Below are 19,456 nucleotides of genomic sequence, written 5' to 3'. Positions count from 1 at the left end.
CATATGCGCTTTTATAGTCAGACAACTCAAACAACGTACCTGCGCGGCATGCACGCGTCGATGCCGGCAGATGCGGTCGAAATCACTAATGAGCTTTACATTGCGGTGATCGGTAACCCTCCCGCAGGCAAAGCTCGCGCTCACGATGAACACGGTCTGCCATACCTTGTCGATGCCCCTGAGGTGGTCCCAGATCCGGCAGCACTGGAGCGCGAGTGGCGCGACGATGAGCTGTCCTCGGTGATGTGGTTGCGCGAGCGTCACCGTGACCAGCTCGAAATAGGCGCGGCTACCACGCTGACAGATGATCAGTTCAACGAGCTGCTGTTGTACATGCAGGCCCTGCGCGACTGGCCACAGTCGCCAGATTTTCCCGCTATCCAACACCGCCCCACTGCCCCCGAGTGGATTGCAGAGCAAATCGAGTAAACCGGCTCCGCACCGTCTCCCTGTATCCCCATCCCCTACAAGTCCGCGCGCTCGCCGATCCGACGCGCGCGCGGCAGCCTGTGCACTGTCACCCCATTCACTGCGCAGGCAAAACCCATGGCCGATTATCTTCACGGCGTGCGGGTCCTCGAACTCAACGACGGCACCCGCCCCATTCGCACCATCCCCACCGCTGTTATCGGCCTGGTCTGCACTGCCGACGACGCTGATCCGCTGGCATTCCCGCTCGATACCCCGGTCCTGCTGACCAGCGTTCAGACCGCGGTAGGCAAAGCCGGCACCAAGGGCACCCTGGGCGCCAGCCTGCAGGCCATTGCCGACCAGACCAAGCCTTACGTCATCGTGGTACGGGTCAAGGAAGGCGAAACCGAAGCCGCGACCACCAGCGCCCTGATCGGCACCACCACCGCCGACGGTAAATACACCGGCATGAAAGCCCTACTCGCGGCCAAGGCCCGCGTCGGCATGGTGCCGCGCATACTTGGCGTTCCAGGCCTCGACAACCTGCCGGTGGCGACGGCGCTGGTCTCGATAGGCCAGCAGTTGCGGGCCTTCTGCTACGTCAGTGCCCGGGACAGCAAGACCAAGGAAGAGGCCGTCGCCTACCGCGAGAACTTCGGCGCCCGCGAAGTCATGGTGATCTGGCCAGACTTCGAACATTGGGACACCACCGCAAACGCGACCACCAAAGCTTCCGCCGTCGCTCGCGCCCTGGGCCTGCGGGCGAAGATCGACCAGGAGGTTGGCTGGCACAAGACCCTGTCAAACGTCGCGGTCAACGGGGTTACCGGCATCAGCGCCGACGTGTTCTGGGACCTGCAGAACCCAGCCACCGACGCCAACTACCTCAACTCCAACGAGGTGACCACCCTGATCAACGAGGGCGGCTTCCGCTTCTGGGGCAGCCGGACTTGCAGCGACGATCCGCTGTTCGCCTTCGAGAACTACACCCGCACCGCGCAGATCCTCGCCGACACCATGGCCGAGGCGCACATGTGGGCCGTGGACAGGCCCATGACCCCGACCCTGGTGAAAGACATCATCAACGGCATCAACGCCAAGTTCCGCGAGTTGATCTCGGCCGGGTACCTGATCGGTGGCAACTGCTGGTACCAGGATGACGCCAACGACAAGGACACCCTCAAGGCCGGCAAGTTGTTCATCGACTACGACTACACGCCGGTTCCACCGCTGGAAGACCTCACGCTTCGGCAGCGGATCACCGACCGCTACCTGATGGACTTCGCCAGCAAGATCAACAGCTAACCAGGGGCTCCCCCGCGAGGGGAGTCACCCCGCGCCAGGACACCGGAGAACACCACCATGGCCATGCCTCGCAAACTGAAAAACCTCAACCTGTTCAACGACGGCAACAGCTACCTGGGCGTGGTCAAGTCGGTCACCCTGCCGCCCCTCGGCCGCAAGATGGAGTCCTACCGGGGCGGCGGCATGAACGGCTCGGTCAAGGCAGACCTGGGCTTCTCCGATGACGGCATCCAGTTCGAATGGAAAACCGGCGGTCTGGACCTGATCGCCCTGCGCCAGTTCGGCTCGGTGAATGCCTCCGGGATCATGCTGCGCTTCTCCGGTGCCTTTCAGCAGGACGACACCGGCGACGTCAGCACCGTCGAGGTGGTGGTACGTGGCCGGCACGAAACCATCGAGATGGGCGACGCCTCCCCCGGCGAAGACACCGAGCACAGCATCACCACCACTTGCAGCTACTACAAGCTGACCGTGGACAACGAAGACATCATCGAAATCGACCTGCTCAACTTCATCGAGAAGGTCAACGGCGTCGACATGCTGGAGAAGCAGCGCAACGCCATCGGCATCTGATCCCCGCCGCTCTCGGACCGAGAGCGAATAACACTGCAACCTGGAGCCCTCAATGAACACCGACGACAACACCCAAGCCCCTGCCGAAGTCGAAGACAACACTGTAGTCCTCGACACCCCGATCACCCGGGGCAAGACCACCATCGACATGATCACCCTGCGCAAACCCCAAGCCGGCGAGTTGCGCGGCGTGCACCTGGTCGAACTGCTCAACATGGACGTTGCCACCCTGATCAAGATCCTGCCGCGCATCAGCAACCCGGGCATCACCGCGCCGGAAGCCGCGGCCATGGACCCTGCCGACCTGCTGGCCTGCGGTAGCAAGATCTCCGGTTTTTTGTTGCAGAAGTCGGTGAAGACGGAAGTATCCCTCGTTGCGTAGAGGACGCCATGGCCGATCTGGCCGTGGTTTTTCACTGGGCGCCGGCTGACATGGACCAGCTGGGCCTGCAGGAACTGATGGACTGGCGCGAGCGCGCCAGGGTGCGGAGCTCCACCGATGGCGAATGACCTCAAGCTTCAGGTGCTACTCAACGCCATCGACAAGGCTACCGGCCCCCTGAAGTCGATCAACAAGAGCAGCATCGGCGCTGCCCGGGCATTGAAAGATGCCCGGGACAACCTCAAACAGCTCAACGCGCAGCAGAAAGACATCAGCGCCTGGCGCGCCCAGCGCGCCGCTGCCGAACAAACCGAGCAGGCTCTCGGAGCCGCCCGTGATCGCGTGCGAGCGCTCAGCCAGCAATTCGCCGCCACCGGTGCGCCGACCAAGGCCATGACCCGGGACATGCGCTCAGCGATCCGGGAGGCGCAGCGGCTTAAGCAGCAGCACCAACAACAGGGCGAGCAGCTTCAGGGCTTGCGCACGAGGCTCTACGACGCCGGCATCAGCACGCGCAACCTTGGGCAGGCCGAGCGTGACTTGCGCAGCAAAATCACCCAGACCAACCAGACCATAGGGCAGCAGGAAGCCAAGCTCAGGCGTCTGGCAGGGCAGCAACGACAGCTCGCCAACGCGAAGAGGAGTTACGAGAAGGCTCAGAGCGTATCCGGAGGAATGGCTGCAAGCGGTGCCGCTGGGCTTGGCGCCGGCTATGCCCTGAGCCGGCCGCTGAAGGCGGCAGTAGATGCCTTTGCCCCCGCAGAGAACGCCGCAACCCAGCTGAAGGTGTCGATGATGGCGCCGGACGGCTCCATTGCTGTCGAGTTCGAAAAAATGACGGCTCTGGCCACCCAGCTCGGTGACCGCCTGCCCGGCACTACTGCCGACTTCCAGGAAATGATGACGATGCTCCGGCGCCAGGGGCTCACGGCGACCAACATCCTCGGCGGTACCGGCGAGGCCGCCGCGTACCTGGGCGTTCAGTTGCAGATGCCGGTGACCGCCGCCGCAGAGTTCGCGGCGAAAATGCAGGATGCCACCCGGACCACCGAAGGCGACATGATGGCGCTGATGGACACCATCCAGCGCACCTATTACCTGGGCGTGGACAGCGGCAACATGCTGCAGGGCTTCAGCAAGATCTCCCCGGTGATGGACATCATCAAGAAACAGGGCCTGGAAGCGAGCAAGGTTCTTACTCCCCTGCTGGTGATGATGGATCAGGCCGGTATGGAAGGCGGCGCTGCGGGTAACGCCTACCGGAAGATTTTCCAGGGCGCGATGGCCAACGCGAAAATCCAGAAGTCACTGGATGATCTGAAGGCCGAACGCGGGATCTCGCTGAAGCTCGACTTCACCGACGGCAAAGGCGAGTTCGGCGGCATCGAGAAGATGTACGCCCAACTGGAGAAGCTCAAGGGCCTGAACACCGAGGTTCGCCTCGACCTGATCAAAAGCATGTTCGGCGACGACAGCGAGACCCTGACTACCCTCAACACCATGATGGCCAAGGGCATTGCCGGCTATCGCGAAGTCGAGGGCAAGATGCAGACCCAGGCCGACCTGCGGACCCGGGTGAACGTGCAGCTGTCGACGCTGGCAAACGTTCTGGAAGCCGCCGAGGGCAGTTGGACCAACGCCATGGCCGACGTTGGCAACGTGATGGCCCCGGAACTGAAGGAGCTCATCCAGTCGCTGGGAGAGGTGGCAAACCGTGTGGGCGCATGGGTGAAAGCCAACCCCGAGTTGACCCGCCAGATCGCCAAGACCGTCGCCGGCATCGCCTTACTGATGACCATCATGGGCGGCCTCAGCATCGGCCTGGCAAGCATGATTGGTCCCTTCGCGATGGTGCGCTACGCCCTGACCTTGTTCGGCATCAAGGGCAGCGGTGCCCTCGGCTTGATTGGCCAGGGTATCCGCGTGCTGGCCATGGCCCTGGGCGGTCCGCTGATCGCGGCTCTGCGCACGGTCAGCATTGCTATGTGGGGGCTCGCGGCAAACCCGGTGGTACTGGCAATCGCTGCCGTCGTGGCTGTCCTCGCAGGTGCCGCTTACTTGATCTACAAGAACTGGGACGCGGTGAAGGCCTATGTCATCAGCCTCTGGAACGAGATCAAAGCCGGGTTCGACGGAGGCATTGGCGGCATCTTGACCGTCCTGGCCAACTTCAGCCCCATCGGGATCATCTACCGGGCATTCGCCGAGGTCCTGAACTACCTGGGCCTCGATCTCCCGACCCAGTTCACCGAGTTCGGCAACATGATCGTCAACGGCCTGGTGAATGGCCTCCTCGCCGGCATGGGCAAGGTGAAAGAGACCATCGGCGCGATCGGCGATTCAACCATTGGATGGTTCAAGGAAAAGCTCGACATCCACAGCCCATCGCGTGTGTTTGCCGAACTCGGCGGCTTCACCATGGAAGGGCTGACACAGGGACTGCAGGCCGGCCAGAAAGGCCCGCTGAACGCGGTAAACGACCTAGGCCAACAGCTCACCACGGCGGGCAGCATGGGCCTGGGCGTTACTGCCATGCCAGGCCTCTCGGTCGATACGCGCGCGCCCATCAGCCCAGCTGCTGCGGCCACCTACGACAGCCACGACACCTACGAAATCAACATCCACCCCACGCCTGGCATGGATGCCTTGGCAATCGGCCGCGCCGTGCGGGCAGAACTTGCGCGCATTGAAAGCGAAAAAGGCGCCCGCAAGCGCAGCCAACTGTCCGACCTGGAGTAAATCGCCATGATGATGGCCTTGGGCATGTTCGTCTTCAGCCTTTCCACAGCCGCCTACCAGGAGCTGCAACGACAGACCGAGTGGCGACACGTCAGCAATACCCGCATCGGCGCCGCTCCAGCCAGGCAGTTTGTGGGCCGAGGCGACGACTCGATCACCTTGCCGGGCGTCATCCTGCCCGAATTGGCCGGATCTGTGCTGAGCCTCGACACCCTGCGGCTGATGGCGAACACCGGCAAGGCCTGGCCCATGGTCGAAGGTAGCGGCCGGATCTACGGTTTGTGGGTGATCGAGAGCCTGAGCGAGACCAAGACGGTTTTTTTCCGTGATGGCACGCCGCGGCGCCTGGAGTTCACGCTCAACCTCAAGCGCATCGATGACGACCGGATAGACCTGATCGGCGCCGCCGGCAGCACTGGCGTAAGTATCTTGAGGATGCTGCTGTGATTGATGCCGCCCTCGCCCGTGTTACGGGCTTTATCGAAGACGCTGCCAACCGGTACCGCCGCGACGCCGCCTATGCTGTCCCGGCCTTCCGCATCACCGTAGACGGCAACGATATCGCCCAACTCATCAGCCCGCGCCTGATGAGCCTGCAACTGACTGACAACCGCGGCATTGAAGCCGATCAGCTCAGCATCACCCTGAGCGATCATGACGGGCTGCTGGCCATTCCGCCGAAGGGCGCCGTGATCAGGCTTTGGCTGGGCTGGAGTGATACCGGACTGGTAGACAAGGGCACCTACACTGTCGACGAGACCGAGCACAGCGGCGCTCCGGACGTGCTCAGCATCCGGGCGCGCTCGGCCGATCTGCGCAAAGGGCTGAAAACCAAACGCGAGCGGAGCTGGAGCAACACCACCCTCGGCGATGTCCTGGGCGATATCGCCATCGGTAACGGTTTGACCGCCACCATTGCCGGCGCCCTGGACGGCCTGCCCATCCTGCAGTTGGACCAGGCCAACGAATCAGACGCCAACCTGATCAGCCGAGTCGGTGAAGAGTTCGACGCCGTGGTCACCGTCAAGGCTGGATGCCTGCTGTGCATTCCGGCCGGTGGCGGCAAGACCGCCAGCGGCATGGAGCTCCCGCACATAACCCTCACCCGTGCCGACGGTGACCAGCACCGCTATCTGCAGGCCGACCGCGACAGCTACGACGGCGTGCGTGCCTACTTCTACGACGTGAACAGTGCCAAGAAACAAGAGGCCATCGCCGGCGGCGGCGACAACCTCAAAGACCTGCGTCACACCTACAGCGACCGCCAGTCAGCACTGCGAGCCGCCCGTGCCGAATTCAACCGCCTGCAGCGTGGCAGCGCCACCCTGAGCTACACCCTGGCCGTGGGCCGGCCGGATCTGATCCCCGAACTGACCTATACCCTGGAAGGCGTGAAGCCCGAGATCGATGCGATTATCTGGTACGGCGGCAACGTACAGCACAGCCTCAGCGCCGACAGCGGCTACACCGTCAGCCTGGAGCTGGAAAGCAAGTTGCCCGAGGACACCGTCGAAGGGTTGGCCGAGGAGAACAAAGGGGATTACACAGGGATCATCGCCTACTACCGTGACAAGAAGACCAGTAAAGAGAAGACCATCACGGCCGGGGATCAGAGCAAGCCGCGGCGGCTGAGGTGGTTGTATGCGAGCAAGACGACGGCGAAGCGGGCAGTCGATCGGGAGTGGCAAAAGGTCCATGCAAAGAAAACATAGACCTCACAGGACATGCAGAAATCTTTATACATCAAGTAAGTTGATGTGCCATATCCACCAAAGACTTATAGCTACTCAACTTCGGCACAACTTCATAACTCTTTAAAATATGAAGCCTCCAATCATTAGACTCACCCTCTTTATCAGGCATTCTGCCACGCATCAAGCCAATATTATAATTAATTAAATCCCCAACAGTAACCAAGCTATATTTCGCATGAACCTTACACTTCAACACTTTAGAATCAAGTTCACGAATTACCGCAGCCCCCCATTCACCAGAAGTTATTTCCTTGTAAAAATCCAGACCTTTCGCTCTTGAAAAAACCAATATCGCCAAACAGAAAAAATGCACTTTACCTTCAAAAAAAGCGCAGCAAGCCTCTATCTGCCGTATATAAGAAACAATCTCTCTCAGCTGAACATTAAAAGCCTTACACAATACAACCATCAAAAGACAGTTTTCAGAGTACCCATCACCCGCACGTAGAGTTGATGTATCAGCTTCAACAGTCACAACACGATGCGCACTATTATAAAATTGCACCGGCGCGCCATCCACAATCACACCTAGCAAATGCGATTCAATATTTGATAATTTCCCACGTACAAAACCGTACAAATTAGCATTATCCAAAGAAAACTCGGCATCAAAAAACCTTTTCAAATACTCCCCGGAAGAAAAACCTTGACCGTAAACAGCCTTTATCGAATGCGCCAACTGACTTGAGTCCGAAGCAATTATAAACTTACAATTTTCCAACTCAAAGAAGTGCTTTATTCGCTCAAGCAACTCAATAGCATAAGTTGGCCGACACCGATCCAACTCATCTATAAAGATAAAAGCGGGGACAGCAAGAGAGTTATTTTCTGCGGCCTCCACCAATCGATCAACAACTGCCACCTTAAATTCACCAACATGCTCAGCAGTCTTAGCTTGATCCTCAATCAATGATGAAACCAGATTCTTTGCACCATCAGCCAAATCATCACCGCCATCCTTTCCTAAAAGCTCATCCAATTCAACACCAACATATTTTTTAACTAACCCTTTTGCAATAAGTGGGGCCGCCTTTCTCAAAATATTTGCGCTGAGGTCTACCGCTCGTCTCCCAGGCTCTGTAGCAGTGATATCTAGTTTGTCTTTTGTCTGCTGTTCTATACATGTAATCAATGCCAATAAAGGCTCAGCTGAGTAGTCCGTTTCCCAAGCATTAAACATGACACATACATGTTTCTTGCTCAGAGTTTCTTTCCAGCGCTGCATGAAAAACGTCTTACCCGACCCCCAAGGAGAGTTTACATTCAAAACTTTAATATGGTCATTTGAGAGAAGATACTTAGTGAGAAAATCACTACTTAGCTGACGCCCCATAAAATCATCATTCCAAACCCCTACATCTCCGCCCATACTAATACTCGCTATAAACATTCATAACTAAAAAATAAACCCCGAAACCTGTCCGGGGCCTCCGACAACTACTTAAGTAGCTGAGTGAATACCTCCAATATACGCAATACGTCTTTTTGCTGTTGCGCATTAATAGTTCTGAACATCGAAAGCAAGACTACCTCCTGCTTACTAAGAGAGTTCATACCTACGGCCGACACCTTGTTTTCAGACACGTTACTGTTCTCCAACATGCGATTACTCCATTCACACGCTACGGGTGCAGGACACCAATACGGCGCCGTCTATGCCACCCGGGGAGCAGTAGATTTTCAGCACATTCCAAGTAAACCGCTTAACATCCGTGATCTAGCGGAAAGTCAACAAGCACGAATTCATAACACATGAACCGCTCACGGAGAGGCCATTCGAAAAGGTCCGACCCTCGTATGCACCTCCAACTAGAACCCTATCTACCTCCACCCCATTTTCGCCTGTAAGCAATGCAACAGCCTTTTTCGCTAAGGCAGAGGCTTGCTTACTTTTTGCTTCGTACTCAGGCTCTGGAGCGGTAGTCCAGCCGACATTGATTCGGTCGCACTTGAATTCCAACTTCATGGAAAAGTTCTTGTCGCCAAATGTATATCCAGAAACCTTGCAACCAGAGGAGTCCACTTCTTGAGATCGTTTGAGCACTGGAGAGCCGACGGCCTTTACTATTGTTGCTTCGTCGACCTGGTGAACGTCCGCCATTGCAGCGGACGTAAACATAGGAAATAGAACAGCAGCCGCCATAGTTTTCTTCATTGTGAGTCACGTCCTTTTGAGCTCTAGGGACCAAGCGACAGCAAGGCCCTTGTATGTCGTTCCTATATCGCCCTACCTGCTTTTGCGAGCGCGTAAGCCATGCGAACTAGCGATTGTCGGTCGTCATGAGTCATGTCCCGGTAAAACTCCAACAGATGTAACTCGTCCGCCGGCACGGAGTCAGCGAGTGCTGGCCTCCGCTCACCAGTGACAACGTAAAGAATATCCACGCCTTTCTCTGCGACCGCTGCCAGGTACACAGCATCAGGGCTGCGCTCACCTTTTTCGTAGTTGTACTGGCTATTTTTCGAAGCCTGTCCAATGGCAGCGAACTCGGTCTGGTTGAATCCCAGACGTTCCCGCTCTTCCTTCAGGCGATCGCCAATTCCCACAAATGTCTCCATAGCGAATTGACTATCCCAATTTATTGGGAAATAATTCGCAAATCATCACACGAAATCACACGAAACGAGACTATGCACAACGCCTACCCAACAGAGCAAGCATGCCAAGAGGCCCGAGCTCGCCTGGCGCGCCAGGGCATTTCGGCACGAGATTGGGCTCAGCAACACACACTCAACCCTTCAACCGTGTACGCGGTGCTCAACGGACAGAAAAAATGCCTGCGCGGTGAAGCTCACCGTGCGGCCGTCCTGCTCGGCATCAAAGACGGCGAAATCACAAACTAGGGCCTCTGGCTCCAAGAGGAAACCAGAAGATGAAACGCCCGGTTCTAGCGACAAAACGACAGGTAATGAGCGCGGTGGTATGCGATTACCCAGGCGGTCGTGAGTGTGCCGCCGCTCGCCTCGGCTATGAGCTCAAGAAATTCGATAACCACGTCTATGAGAACGCCGGCAGTCGGCCGCTCAGCGATGAACAGATCCACCTGCTGGAACAGGACTCCCGCACTACTCATTTACCCGAGTACATCGCCAGCCTCTACGGAGGCATGTTTGTGCCACTGGCCAAGCCCGAAACCCTGGACAACGTCGATCTCTACAGCCGCTCCGTGAATGCCGCCGCCAAGCGCGGCTATGTCGACCAGATCATCGCCAAGGCCCTGGAAGACGGCGTTATCGAGCCTGGAGAAGCCGAGGCCATCCTTGGCGCACATCAACGCTACATGTCGGCACGACATTCCGAGGTGCTGGCCACGATCCTACTGCACAGCAAGGAGCGCCAGCATTGAGCACCTACAAACTGGTCTGCCCGCACTGCCTCAGCCGCATGCGCATTCGCACCAGCGAAGGAACGCATATTTTCTTGCGGGTGGCCTACCTGCAGTGCACCAACGAGGCCTGTGGTTGGTCAGTACGCGCTGAATTCGAGATGACCCACGAGATGAGCCCCAGCGGTATGGCCAACCCATCCGTGCGCCTCCCCATCGCCGACATCGCCCTACGCCGCGCGGCAATGAAGACCGCCAACGATCAACCCGATCTGCTCGACCAAATGGAAATGGAGTGTGCGCCATGAATCACGAACATCTGCCCCATGACTACCGCAGCTGCATGCAACGTGCGGCGTTTGCCTATCTGCAACGACATGAAGCGCAGTACCTGGTGGATTCCGACAGGCTCTACGACAACTGCGTCCGACACTTGACGACTGCCCTGGAAGTGCCGGTGTTCATGGCTGAACAGCTGGTGCACAACGCCTGGACCGAGCTGCAGGTGATCCAGCAGCGCAAATGGATTGGTGTCGATTGGGGCTCCGTTCCTGGCTGCAAGGTCGTGCATCTGATCGATACCCGAGCCGATCTGCGCTACCCAGTCCCGGCAAGGCTTCTGCCACAGACTCTGCTCACCCAGCGCGACTCTGCTCTCAAGCCGCACCCTCGATAACACCCTTTTAAAACACCCCGCCCTGCCCCGTTCCCCGTGGGTTTGGGTGAGCTTTGCCCGAAATCTGAGGTGGACCATGGAAATCGACATCGCCATCACCGCAAAACTGCCCCGCGAACAGGCCGAAGCCCTGCTCCAAGCGCTCCGGGCTGACTACAGCGCCCTGTTCAACGAACACTGGTATGACGACCGCTTTCGCATGATCCCCGAGGGTTTACGGCATGGCTCGCTACTCGCGGCTTTTCCAGTAATGGCCGCGCAAAAACGCCTGATTGGCGCCCTTAAACACTGCCTCGGCGAAGAGAAGTAACCCCAATGAACCTGGAAAGCCATTTCACGACCATGGAGCCGTTGCTGTGAACCGCAAGCCCATGGAACACCAGATCCGTCTTGACGTGATTCAGCGCCTGGAGGCCGACTTCGGCCTCCAGCACATGGCTGGCACGAAGTACATGCGCAAGGGCACCTGCCCTCAGTGCAATCAGCGACGCCTGTTCTCCCGCCACGACGAGCCCTGGTTCATCCGTTGTGGCCGGGAGCAAAACTGCAAGTACATGGCGCCCACCAAGGAGCTGTACCCTGATCTGTTCGACAACTGGAGCAAGCGCGCACCGGCTACGGATGACAATCCCACGGCCAGCGCCAAAGCCTATCTCACCTTCTCCCGCGGCTTCCGGCTGGAACTCATCACAGGTTGGTTCACCCAAGACAACTACTTCGACGGAGAGCTGAACATCGGCTCCGCGACGGTGCGCTTCCCCCTGGATCACGGCGGTTACTGGGAGCGCCTGATTGATCAGCCCTCACGCTTCGGCAAGAAGAAAGCCCGCTTTCAGCCTGGACAAAGCTACAAAGGCTACTGGTGGTGCCCGCCTTGCCTGGATCTGCTGCAGGTCAACGAACTGTGGATTGTCGAGGGAATCTTCGACGCCATTGCACTGATTCATAACGGCATATCAGCAGTGTCGGCGCTTTCCTCCAATGCCTTTCCTGAAGAGTCGCTGAAGGCATTGATCGCCGCCCGAGCAGGCAAGCCGCCCAAGCTCATCTGGGCGCTGGACAACGAGCCGGGCGCGCATAAATACACTCGGACCTGGGTCAAGCGTGCTCGCGAGCTGGGGTTCATTTGCGAAGCGGCGCAGATCCCGCAACCCGACGCTCGCAAGGTCGACTGGAACGATCTGCACCAGCGCTGGGCCTTCATGGAGGATGAGGTTGAACGGGCACACAGGATCGACAAGGACCTGGCGGAAGCACGCCACCATGGCGCCCTGCTGATCGCTGAAAGCGCCACCGACAAGGCGTTGCTCATGTACCAGTGGCGCGAGCGGGAGGAGTTTCACTTCTGCTTCGACTCCCGCCTGTACTGGTGGAAGTTGGACCTTGCCAAGTTCAACAGCGCCAAGCAGGCCCTGGAGAAAAGCGACGACCAGGACGCCCAAGTCCTTAACGAGCGGCAACTGCGAGAGAAAGCGTTGAACGTTGCCGGCTGCGTCGTCGAAATCGCCAACTGCTACCCCAAGGCTCTGTATTTCCAGCGCAACGAAATTACGGACGAGTCCTGGTACTTCTTCCGGGTCGACTTCCCTCACGACGGCGGCTCAGTGAAGAACACCTTCACTGGTGGTCAGGTCGCCGCTGCCAGCGAGTTCAAGAAGCGCCTGCTTGGCATGGCCGCAGGGGCCGTATTCACCGGTAGCGGCCAGCAGTTGGACAAGATCATGAAGGACCAGCTTTACGCTATCAAAACCGTGCAGACCATCGACTACGTCGGCTACAGCAAGGAATACGGCTGCTACGTCTTCAACGATATAGCCGTTCGCGAGGGCCAGCTCATCAGCATCAACGAGGAGGAGTTCTTCGAGATGGGCAAGCTCAAGCTGAAGTCGCTGCAGAAGGGTGTGAAGATCGGCCTGACCAAAGATGCCAAGCACTACGATCCGCGCTGGCTGGGCCTACTCTGGCAGTGCTTCGGCACCCAGGGCATCGTAGCTCTGGCCTTCTGGTTTGGCTCCCTGTTCGCCGAACAGATCCGTAGCCGCTACCAGTCCTTTCCGTTCCTGGAAGCCACGGGTGAAGCCGGCGCCGGCAAGACCACCTTGCTCACCCTGCTATGGAAGTTGCTGGGTCGTGAGGGCTATGAAGGCTTCGACCCGTCCAAATCCACCAAGGCCGGCCGTAGCCGTCTGATGGGCCAGGTATCGGGCATGCCCATCGTTCTGCTGGAGTCCGACCGCAGCGGCGACGACAAGGCACACGCCAAAACCTTTGAATGGGACGAGCTCAAGGACTACTACGGCGGCGGCACCCTGGCGACCAAAGGCGTAAAGACAGCCGGCAACGAGACTTACGAGCCCCCATTCCGCGGCACCATCGCAATCAGCCAGAACGCCCCCGTGGTGGCTTCTGAAGCGATCATGACCAGGATCGTCAAGCTGCACTTCGTCCGCCCCAACGTCACGCCAGAAAGCCGTGCAGCGGCCGACCTGCTGAACTCCCTGGAAGGCTCGACCCTGAGTAACTTTCTGCTCCAGGCCGTGCGCAAAGAGCAGGACATCATGGAGCTGTTCGGCCAGCGCCTGCCAGGGTACGAGGCCAAGCTGCGAACCCTTCACTCCCACTGTTTCGCTTGCGGCACGGCGTTCCAAGACGAGGGAAGCGCCTGTAAGCATTGTGGCAACAACCTGCGCGGCTACATCCGGGTTGAGCGCATCAACAAAAACCACGCCCAGTTGCTCGCCCTTCTGGACTGCTTGCAGACCGTTGTGAAACTCAGCGATCAGCAAATCAACGGCACCCGGGCCCTGATCATCAGCATGGCCATCGAGCGCCAAGCCTCGATCAGTTCCGACCATCCGGTGGTGGCTGAATTCTGGGAAGTCTACGAGTACCTCGAAGGCCTGGATGCCGACGGGCCGGTGGTCAATCACAGCAAGAATGAAAACGTGATCGCCATCAACCTCAACGACTTCGTGAAGGTCGCGGCCGAGCACCGCCAGAAAATCGCAGACATCAGCGAACTGCGGGATCGCTTGAAAGACTCCCGGTCCCGGAAGCTGCTCCACCCAAACAAATCGACTGACAGCGCTGTTCGTGCCTACCAGGCCCGGACCAGCAACGCCGTTATCGCCAAGCAACCCATCATGAAGTGCTGGCACTTCCAAGCCTGATCTACCCAACCCGCCAGGCGCTGCAACGCTTCGGCACCCCAAAGGAGAAGCACCATGCAAGACGATAACGAACCGACCTTGAGTGACAACGCGATCACCTTGACCTGTAGCGCCGCGGCGCTGGCTGTCCTGATTGTCCTGGGCAACCTCGCGCCGGACGTACTGCTGGCCATCGTCCGCTAACCCAACCGCCCAGGTGCTGCAACGCCTGGGCAACCCCAAAGGAGAAGCACCATGCATATCAAGGTCATCAAAGGCGCCAGGGCAACGGGAAAGACCCGCCAACTAAGGCAGATCGAGGAGCAGCGAAACGCGCAAGGAAAGCACACCAGCATCATCCACGCGGATGCATACGCCCAAGAGGGCCTGCTTTCGATCATGGAAGTCAGGATTGAGCGCGGAGAACGCACATTGCTCGTGGATGACTGCACCCGCCAGCAAATCGACGAAGTATTGAAGTGGCAGACAGCTCACGACGAGAACGATGGTTTGAAGGACCTGGAAATTTTCCTGGTTCGCATCGCCGGCTGAATTGTTCCGAAAGAGTGGTGCCGAGGGACTGCAATCCCTCGACACCGACCACCCCAAAGGAGAAGCACCATGCAAGTGAATCAACCCCAAGGCGGCACCGCAGAGGCTACCACAACACCACTCGCTGTCGGCGACAAGGTCAGTTACACCACCCTTAAAGCCCAGGGCAACAGTTACAGACTCAGTGCCCGCAATGGCGTGATCGTAGAGATCAACGGCCCTCTCGCAGTGGTTCGCATCGGCAACGGGCACCGAACCACCCTGCCGCTAACCAAGCTGACTCCGGACGGCCAGCCCAACGAGCTCACCCGCATGTTGTGCGGAGGGCTCTGAACATGGCCGAACGCTCCCGCCCGGCGCTGGCAAGCCATCGCCTGGACCTGCCGAGCCGCTGTGACATCTGCGGCAAGGCCAGATCCACCCGCACCCACCAACGCTGCAGCAAGATCCGCCAACAGAGCAAAACAGCAGAGTGGGCAGCATTCATGGCCGAACAGGCCGCAGCCAAGCAGAACAAGCCGCGGCGTTTCGCGCGCTGAACTGGAAAACGGGCGTTAAACGGGGAGCTGCAACTCCCCATCGCCCCAAAGGAGAAGCACCATGCAAATATCAGAAGAACTTATTGGCTACGCCATGAGTGTTACGCAGCAGGAGGCTCTATGAGCGTCTTCCTCCTGCTGTACCTGTGCACCAGTGTCGATCGCACTGATTGTCAGGTGATCCCGCTACAGCGCTGGGTGGGACCTGACGCGTATCAGCAATGCGTCAACACGGTGCCTGGTCTCACTGAAGCCTTGACCGCTTCCAACCGCGAACTGCACGAGTTCGATTGCGAGATCCAGGCCGACAGCGCACAACCTACAGAACACAAGGCCCGGCCGGCGTTCACTCATCAATCGTTTCGGATGTGAAGACGCCAGGGAGTTAGCCATGAACACAGCCTTTATTCTGATGGCCCAATACAACGGCCTGGCGATTATCTCGCTGGAACTGGTTTGCCGGGATTACTTCACGCACCTAACGCCGGAGGTGTTCCAGCGCAAGGTGATGAGTGGTCAGATCAAGCTACCAATTACCCGCCTAGAACCGAGCCAGAAGTCGGCCAAGGGCATCCACCTCACCGACCTGGCCGCTTACCTAGATCTACAGCGCGCGGCCGCGGTTAAGGAGCACAACCAACTCAACGGGTTAAAACCCGCCTACTGAGCCACTTCATTGATGCGGCGCCCAGTTGGACGGGCGCCCTCAACATCTTGTCGTGCCATTCCCATCCCACGTAACGATCACCCTTCCCGCGCAGGTGGGTGTAGCGCCTCATCGAGTTCCAATCCCTGTGCCCTGAAACGCTCGCCACGCGCGGGATATCCCAGTCCATTTCGAACAGACGACTGATGCCTTCGTGGCGAAGGTCATGGAAGTGTAGATCTGCGATGTTCAAGAACTTGCAGGCTTTGGTCCAGGAAGTGGAGATAGATTCAGGGCTGTAGGGGAATATGTCGTCGCCGGCCTTTGGCATCGTCTGGAGAATCTGCCACGCCTCGTCCGGCAGGTAACACCAGACATCGTTGCCGATCTTCTGCCCGGGGTTTTTCATATCGCGCACCAGTACCCGCTGACCCTGCTCGTCGACGTCCGCCCAGCGAATACGGGTTATTTCATCCAGCCGGCGCGTAGAGAACAGGGAAAAGCCCACAACTTTCAGCATATTGATGACAGTTGGGCGCCTCGCCTGCATGTCTTGGTAGTGCGTCAGCACCCTTCCCAACTCGTCCAAAGTCGGCCGGCGGTCGCGCTCACGACTTTTCAGGTTGTAGCCCAGCTTGCGTAGTACGCGCCGGGCGCCGCCCATGGCGAGCGGATCTACTTGGTACCCCCACGCATCCTTGGCAATCGCCAGAACAGCGCCGAGGTGCGCCAAGTCATTGCCGGCGGTTTGTGGCTGAACCCCGCCACCTTCCTTGCTCATCCGCCAAAGCGCGAAATCGACCAAGCATTGAGTATTGATGTCCGTGTCGGTCAGGGCGCCGAGGTACGTCTCGCCGATGGCATTGAGTGTCGCGCGCTTGGTCTTGCCCAACGGCCGGGCTTTCTCGACCTCTACCAGGTAGCGTTCGGTCATTTCTTTGAGCGTCGCACCCTTGCGGCTCGCGCGCTCGATCGCGCCAGGTTCATCAAGCTCCGACTCACGCTTACGCGCCCAGGCCTGGGCAGCCTGTTTTCGGGCGAAGGTCTGGCTCTCTTGGTAAACTTGCACTCCGTCGCGCTTGATGCGGATCTGAGCCGTGTAGCTCACGCTCCCATCTGCCAGTTTTCTTGCCCTGATAGTCGCCATATGGAAAGTGGTACGCGTCAGTTTTTGGGTGGTACATCGTACCACCGAGCCTTTAAAAACGCCTGAAAACGCCCCAAAACACGCCTTAAACACGTAGAGCAAAATGGTCCAGAATTCAGCTACAGCCCCAATAAACTCAAGCCCTACGCTGTCCCGGCGGTTTAGCGTTGCACCTATGATGGATTGGACGGACCGTCACTGCCGATTCTTCCTGCGTCTACTGTCCAAACACACCCTGCTCTACACCGAGATGGTTACCACCGGTGCGCTGCTCAACGGTGATCATGAGCGCTTCCTGCGCTATCACCAGTCCGAACATCCTTTGGCACTGCAACTGGGCGGCAGTAACCCGGCGGACCTCGCGGCCTGCGCGCGTATGGCCCAGGAGCATGGTTATGACGAGGTCAACCTGAATGTCGGTTGCCCAAGCGATCGGGTGCAGAACAATATGATCGGCGCCTGCCTGATGGGGCATCCGGCGCTGGTGGCCGATTGCGTGAAGGCCATGCGCGATGCGGTGTCGATTCCGGTGACGGTCAAGCATCGCATCGGGATCAACGGTCGTGACAGTTATGCCGAACTGTGTGATTTCGTCGGCCAGGTCCAGGATGCCGGCTGCACCAGTTTTACCGTGCATGCGCGGATCGCGATTCTCGAAGGGCTATCGCCCAAGGAGAATCGGGATATTCCACCGCTGCGCTATGACGTGGCAGCACAGTTGAAGGCGGATTTCCCGCAGCTGGAAGTCATCCTTAACGGTGGAATCAAGACCCTGGAGGCCTGCCATGAACATCTGCAGACCTTTGATGGGGTGATGTTGGGTCGTGAGGCCTATCACAATCCCTATCTGCTGGCCGAGGTGGACCAACAGCTGTTCGGCAGCACCGCACCGGTCATTTCTCGGGCCGAGGCCCTGGCACAACTGCGACCTTATATTGCCGAGCATCTGGCTTGCGGTGGCGCGATGCACCACATCACTCGCCATGTGCTGGGACTGGGGACGGGCTTCCCTGGGGCTCGCAAGTTTCGCCAGTTGTTGTCGGTGGATATTCACAAGACCAAGGACCCATTGGGCCTGCTGGATCAGGCCGGGCAACTGCTTGAAGGGCGTTAACCATCAGCCGGGTTGAACCTGATGTGGCTTTTGGTATCTCAATTACCTGAATCACGCCCCAGCATTCAAACACCTGTTTTCAGGCCTCCGCCCTTGGGGCCGTTGTAAGCCTTCCGCGCCCTTGAGCGCCTGACAGCGCTCGGGTAATGTCATCAGACCCATAGGACAGAGCACGCTCATGACTTCCAAGCTGGAACAACTGAAGAAAATCACTACCGTGGTAGCCGATACCGGCGACTTCGACGCTATCGCCCGGGTCAAGCCGGTGGATGCCACCACCAACCCTTCGCTGCTGCTCAAGGCTGCAGCCATTCCTGGCTATGCCGACCTGTTGAACGCTTGCGTCAGCGACTGCAAGGGTGATGTCGGTCTGGCCAGCGATCGCTTTGGCGTGGCTGTCGGCCAGGAGATTCTCAAGGTCATTCCCGGTCGTATTTCCACTGAAGTGGACGCCCGGCTGTCGTTCGACACCGACGCGATGCTCAAACGCGCCCATCGCCTGGTCGAACTCTATGAAAAGGCTGGCGTAGGACGCGATCGAGTGCTGATCAAAATCGCTTCCACCTGGGAAGGCATTCGTGCCGCCGAGAAGCTGGAGCGTGAAGGCATCCAGACCAACCTGACCCTGCTGTTTTCCTTCGCTCAGGCCGTGGCCTGCGCCGAAGCTGGAGTCTTCCTGATCTCGCCATTTGTGGGTCGGATCTACGATTGGTACAAAAAAGCCAACGGCAGCGACTACACCGGCGCCGATGATCCGGGCGTACAGTCGGTCACACGCATCTACAACTACTACAAGGCCAACGACTACAAGACCGTAGTCATGGGGGCCAGCTTCCGCAACCTGAACCAGATCGAGCAACTGGCCGGCTGTGACCGCCTTACCATCAGCCCAGACCTGATCGAGAAGCTGGCAGCCGACACTGGCCAGCTAGAGCGCAAGCTGAGCCCGGGCAAGACCGGCGAAGCCCGTCAGAGCCTGAACGAATCGCAGTTCCGCTGGGCCTCCAATGAAGACGCCATGGCCACTGAGAAACTGGCCGAAGGCATTCGTCAGTTTGCCCGTGACCAGGAAAAACTCGAAGCCCTGCTGGCTGCCAAGCTCTGATTGCTCAGTACCAACGCAAAAAGGGCGAACCCTCACAG

25 protein-coding genes are annotated in these 19,456 nt (G+C 58.5%); 22 read left to right on the top strand and 3 right to left on the bottom strand.

All coding sequences use genetic code 11. The features are described from left to right. Positions 1–3: 3 nt before the first annotated feature. From ACMGF8_RS15360 to ACMGF8_RS15325, 8 genes are all read left to right on the top strand, one after another. The gene (locus ACMGF8_RS15360) at positions 4–429 is read left to right on the top strand and encodes a phage tail assembly chaperone (protein WP_416760149.1); all 426 of its coding nucleotides are present in this window, start codon (positions 4–6) and stop codon (positions 427–429) included. A gap of 117 nt (positions 430–546) precedes the next feature. Further along, positions 547–1,716, top strand: a complete 1,170-nt coding sequence (locus ACMGF8_RS15355; RefSeq protein WP_416760147.1) for a phage tail sheath protein — start codon at positions 547–549, stop codon at positions 1,714–1,716. A gap of 57 nt (positions 1,717–1,773) precedes the next feature. After that, positions 1,774–2,289 (top strand): phage major tail tube protein, encoded by a 516-nt coding sequence (locus tag ACMGF8_RS15350; protein ID WP_110596765.1) that lies wholly within the window; start codon positions 1,774–1,776, stop codon positions 2,287–2,289. Between the two features lie 52 nt (positions 2,290–2,341). Next, entirely contained in the window at positions 2,342–2,671 is a 330-nt protein-coding gene (locus ACMGF8_RS15345; RefSeq protein ID WP_053149932.1) for a phage tail assembly protein, read from the top strand. Between the two features lie 8 nt (positions 2,672–2,679). Beyond that, a complete protein-coding gene (locus ACMGF8_RS15340; protein WP_041752072.1) occupies positions 2,680–2,799 on the top strand; it encodes a GpE family phage tail protein in 120 nt (39 codons plus the stop codon). Further along, a complete protein-coding gene (locus ACMGF8_RS15335) occupies positions 2,789–5,410 on the top strand; it encodes a phage tail tape measure protein (RefSeq protein WP_416760144.1) in 2,622 nt (873 codons plus the stop codon). The genes ACMGF8_RS15340 and ACMGF8_RS15335 overlap by 11 nt, the downstream gene beginning before the upstream one ends. Positions 5,411–5,416: 6 nt before the next feature. After that, the gene (locus ACMGF8_RS15330) at positions 5,417–5,857 is read left to right on the top strand and encodes a phage tail protein (protein ID WP_015634845.1); all 441 of its coding nucleotides are present in this window, start codon (positions 5,417–5,419) and stop codon (positions 5,855–5,857) included. Further along, positions 5,854–7,122, top strand: coding sequence for a phage late control D family protein (locus ACMGF8_RS15325; protein ID WP_416760142.1), 1,269 nt, complete (start codon positions 5,854–5,856; stop codon positions 7,120–7,122). Before ACMGF8_RS15330 ends, ACMGF8_RS15325 begins: the two co-directional genes overlap by 4 nt. A gap of 31 nt (positions 7,123–7,153) precedes the next feature. On the opposite strand, the gene ACMGF8_RS15320 is transcribed toward ACMGF8_RS15325, so the two are convergent. Next, positions 7,154–8,533 carry a KAP family P-loop NTPase fold protein gene (locus tag ACMGF8_RS15320; protein WP_416760140.1) on the bottom strand — a complete coding sequence of 460 codons (1,380 nt, stop codon included), beginning with the start codon at positions 8,531–8,533 and terminating at the stop codon, positions 7,154–7,156. Between the two features lie 848 nt (positions 8,534–9,381). Beyond that, positions 9,382–9,711 (bottom strand): helix-turn-helix domain-containing protein, encoded by a 330-nt coding sequence (locus ACMGF8_RS15315; protein ID WP_110596759.1) that lies wholly within the window; start codon positions 9,709–9,711, stop codon positions 9,382–9,384. An 84-nt stretch (positions 9,712–9,795) separates the two neighbouring features. On the opposite strand from ACMGF8_RS15315, the gene ACMGF8_RS15310 reads away from it, so the two are divergent. From ACMGF8_RS15310 to ACMGF8_RS15255, 12 genes are all read left to right on the top strand, one after another. Beyond that, the gene (locus ACMGF8_RS15310; protein ID WP_258611650.1) at positions 9,796–10,008 is read left to right on the top strand and encodes a DNA-binding protein; all 213 of its coding nucleotides are present in this window, start codon (positions 9,796–9,798) and stop codon (positions 10,006–10,008) included. Positions 10,009–10,037: 29 nt separating this feature from the next. Then, on the top strand, positions 10,038–10,511 hold the full coding sequence (locus ACMGF8_RS15305) for a YmfL family putative regulatory protein (RefSeq protein ID WP_416760137.1): 474 nt from the start codon (positions 10,038–10,040) through the stop codon (positions 10,509–10,511). Further along, positions 10,508–10,798, top strand: coding sequence for an ogr/Delta-like zinc finger family protein (locus ACMGF8_RS15300; protein ID WP_053149922.1), 291 nt, complete (start codon positions 10,508–10,510; stop codon positions 10,796–10,798). Before ACMGF8_RS15305 ends, ACMGF8_RS15300 begins: the two co-directional genes overlap by 4 nt. Then, on the top strand, positions 10,795–11,166 hold the full coding sequence (locus tag ACMGF8_RS15295; protein ID WP_416760135.1) for a hypothetical protein: 372 nt from the start codon (positions 10,795–10,797) through the stop codon (positions 11,164–11,166). The genes ACMGF8_RS15300 and ACMGF8_RS15295 overlap by 4 nt, the downstream gene beginning before the upstream one ends. Positions 11,167–11,242: 76 nt before the next feature. Beyond that, entirely contained in the window at positions 11,243–11,476 is a 234-nt protein-coding gene (locus ACMGF8_RS15290; RefSeq protein WP_416760133.1) for a hypothetical protein, read from the top strand. 61 nt (positions 11,477–11,537) lie between these two features. After that, complete coding sequence (locus ACMGF8_RS15285) at positions 11,538–14,336, top strand: toprim domain-containing protein (protein WP_416760310.1); 2,799 nt, start codon at positions 11,538–11,540, stop codon at positions 14,334–14,336. 54 nt (positions 14,337–14,390) lie between these two features. Next, positions 14,391–14,519, top strand: a complete 129-nt coding sequence (locus tag ACMGF8_RS15280; protein ID WP_256674751.1) for a hypothetical protein — start codon at positions 14,391–14,393, stop codon at positions 14,517–14,519. Positions 14,520–14,570: 51 nt separating this feature from the next. Continuing rightward, on the top strand, positions 14,571–14,867 hold the full coding sequence (locus ACMGF8_RS15275) for a hypothetical protein (RefSeq protein ID WP_416760130.1): 297 nt from the start codon (positions 14,571–14,573) through the stop codon (positions 14,865–14,867). A 69-nt stretch (positions 14,868–14,936) separates the two neighbouring features. After that, the gene (locus ACMGF8_RS15270) at positions 14,937–15,200 is read left to right on the top strand and encodes a hypothetical protein (RefSeq protein WP_416760128.1); all 264 of its coding nucleotides are present in this window, start codon (positions 14,937–14,939) and stop codon (positions 15,198–15,200) included. A 2-nt stretch (positions 15,201–15,202) separates the two neighbouring features. After that, positions 15,203–15,406, top strand: a complete 204-nt coding sequence (locus ACMGF8_RS15265) for a hypothetical protein (RefSeq protein ID WP_416760126.1) — start codon at positions 15,203–15,205, stop codon at positions 15,404–15,406. A 120-nt stretch (positions 15,407–15,526) separates the two neighbouring features. Next, a complete protein-coding gene (locus ACMGF8_RS15260; protein WP_416760125.1) occupies positions 15,527–15,778 on the top strand; it encodes a hypothetical protein in 252 nt (83 codons plus the stop codon). Positions 15,779–15,797: 19 nt separating this feature from the next. After that, the gene (locus tag ACMGF8_RS15255) at positions 15,798–16,073 is read left to right on the top strand and encodes a pyocin activator PrtN family protein (protein WP_416760123.1); all 276 of its coding nucleotides are present in this window, start codon (positions 15,798–15,800) and stop codon (positions 16,071–16,073) included. Here the strand turns inward: ACMGF8_RS15255 and ACMGF8_RS15250 are convergent. Next, positions 16,048–17,199 carry a tyrosine-type recombinase/integrase gene (locus ACMGF8_RS15250; protein WP_416760308.1) on the bottom strand — a complete coding sequence of 384 codons (1,152 nt, stop codon included), beginning with the start codon at positions 17,197–17,199 and terminating at the stop codon, positions 16,048–16,050. The genes ACMGF8_RS15255 and ACMGF8_RS15250 overlap by 26 nt on opposite strands. A 103-nt stretch (positions 17,200–17,302) precedes the next feature. Between ACMGF8_RS15250 and dusA the strand changes: the two genes are divergently transcribed. Continuing rightward, the gene (gene dusA, locus ACMGF8_RS15245) at positions 17,303–18,313 is read left to right on the top strand and encodes a tRNA dihydrouridine(20/20a) synthase DusA (RefSeq protein ID WP_416760121.1); all 1,011 of its coding nucleotides are present in this window, start codon (positions 17,303–17,305) and stop codon (positions 18,311–18,313) included. A 178-nt stretch (positions 18,314–18,491) separates the two neighbouring features. Beyond that, positions 18,492–19,418, top strand: a complete 927-nt coding sequence (gene tal, locus ACMGF8_RS15240) for a transaldolase (RefSeq protein WP_102863751.1) — start codon at positions 18,492–18,494, stop codon at positions 19,416–19,418. Positions 19,419–19,456: the final 38 nt, after the last annotated feature.

It is taken from the genome of Pseudomonas sp. BNK-7, from assembly GCF_048072025.1.
In the GTDB taxonomy this organism is placed as follows: Bacteria; Pseudomonadota; Gammaproteobacteria; order Pseudomonadales; family Pseudomonadaceae; genus Aquipseudomonas; species Aquipseudomonas danubii.
The sequence above is the reverse complement of the archived record's forward strand: the minus strand, read 5'-3'. Positions and strand labels throughout refer to the sequence as shown.

Excerpts from the sequence above, each read along its gene's own strand:
- ACMGF8_RS15350 (WP_110596765.1), top strand. The coding sequence starts at position 1,774 with ATGGCCATGCCTCGCAAACTGAAAAACCTCAACCTGTTCAACGACGGC.
- tal (WP_102863751.1), top strand. The coding sequence starts at position 18,492 with ATGACTTCCAAGCTGGAACAACTGAAGAAAATCACTACCGTGGTAGCC.
- ACMGF8_RS15295 (WP_416760135.1), top strand. The coding sequence starts at position 10,795 with ATGAATCACGAACATCTGCCCCATGACTACCGCAGCTGCATGCAACGT.
- ACMGF8_RS15275 (WP_416760130.1), top strand. The coding sequence starts at position 14,571 with ATGCATATCAAGGTCATCAAAGGCGCCAGGGCAACGGGAAAGACCCGC.
- ACMGF8_RS15270 (WP_416760128.1), top strand. The coding sequence starts at position 14,937 with ATGCAAGTGAATCAACCCCAAGGCGGCACCGCAGAGGCTACCACAACA.
- dusA (WP_416760121.1), top strand. The coding sequence starts at position 17,303 with ATGGTCCAGAATTCAGCTACAGCCCCAATAAACTCAAGCCCTACGCTG.
- ACMGF8_RS15250 (WP_416760308.1), bottom strand. The coding sequence starts at position 17,199 with ATGGCGACTATCAGGGCAAGAAAACTGGCAGATGGGAGCGTGAGCTAC.
- ACMGF8_RS15290 (WP_416760133.1), top strand. The coding sequence starts at position 11,243 with ATGGAAATCGACATCGCCATCACCGCAAAACTGCCCCGCGAACAGGCC.
- ACMGF8_RS15320 (WP_416760140.1), bottom strand. The coding sequence starts at position 8,533 with ATGGGCGGAGATGTAGGGGTTTGGAATGATGATTTTATGGGGCGTCAG.
- ACMGF8_RS15330 (WP_015634845.1), top strand. The coding sequence starts at position 5,417 with ATGATGATGGCCTTGGGCATGTTCGTCTTCAGCCTTTCCACAGCCGCC.
- ACMGF8_RS15360 (WP_416760149.1), top strand. The coding sequence starts at position 4 with ATGCGCTTTTATAGTCAGACAACTCAAACAACGTACCTGCGCGGCATG.
- ACMGF8_RS15355 (WP_416760147.1), top strand. The coding sequence starts at position 547 with ATGGCCGATTATCTTCACGGCGTGCGGGTCCTCGAACTCAACGACGGC.
- ACMGF8_RS15310 (WP_258611650.1), top strand. The coding sequence starts at position 9,796 with ATGCACAACGCCTACCCAACAGAGCAAGCATGCCAAGAGGCCCGAGCT.
- ACMGF8_RS15255 (WP_416760123.1), top strand. The coding sequence starts at position 15,798 with ATGAACACAGCCTTTATTCTGATGGCCCAATACAACGGCCTGGCGATT.
- ACMGF8_RS15335 (WP_416760144.1), top strand. The coding sequence starts at position 2,789 with ATGGCGAATGACCTCAAGCTTCAGGTGCTACTCAACGCCATCGACAAG.
- ACMGF8_RS15285 (WP_416760310.1), top strand. The coding sequence starts at position 11,538 with ATGGAACACCAGATCCGTCTTGACGTGATTCAGCGCCTGGAGGCCGAC.
- ACMGF8_RS15280 (WP_256674751.1), top strand. The coding sequence starts at position 14,391 with ATGCAAGACGATAACGAACCGACCTTGAGTGACAACGCGATCACCTTG.
- ACMGF8_RS15305 (WP_416760137.1), top strand. The coding sequence starts at position 10,038 with ATGAAACGCCCGGTTCTAGCGACAAAACGACAGGTAATGAGCGCGGTG.
- ACMGF8_RS15260 (WP_416760125.1), top strand. The coding sequence starts at position 15,527 with ATGAGCGTCTTCCTCCTGCTGTACCTGTGCACCAGTGTCGATCGCACT.
- ACMGF8_RS15345 (WP_053149932.1), top strand. The coding sequence starts at position 2,342 with ATGAACACCGACGACAACACCCAAGCCCCTGCCGAAGTCGAAGACAAC.
- ACMGF8_RS15340 (WP_041752072.1), top strand. The coding sequence starts at position 2,680 with ATGGCCGATCTGGCCGTGGTTTTTCACTGGGCGCCGGCTGACATGGAC.
- ACMGF8_RS15265 (WP_416760126.1), top strand. The coding sequence starts at position 15,203 with ATGGCCGAACGCTCCCGCCCGGCGCTGGCAAGCCATCGCCTGGACCTG.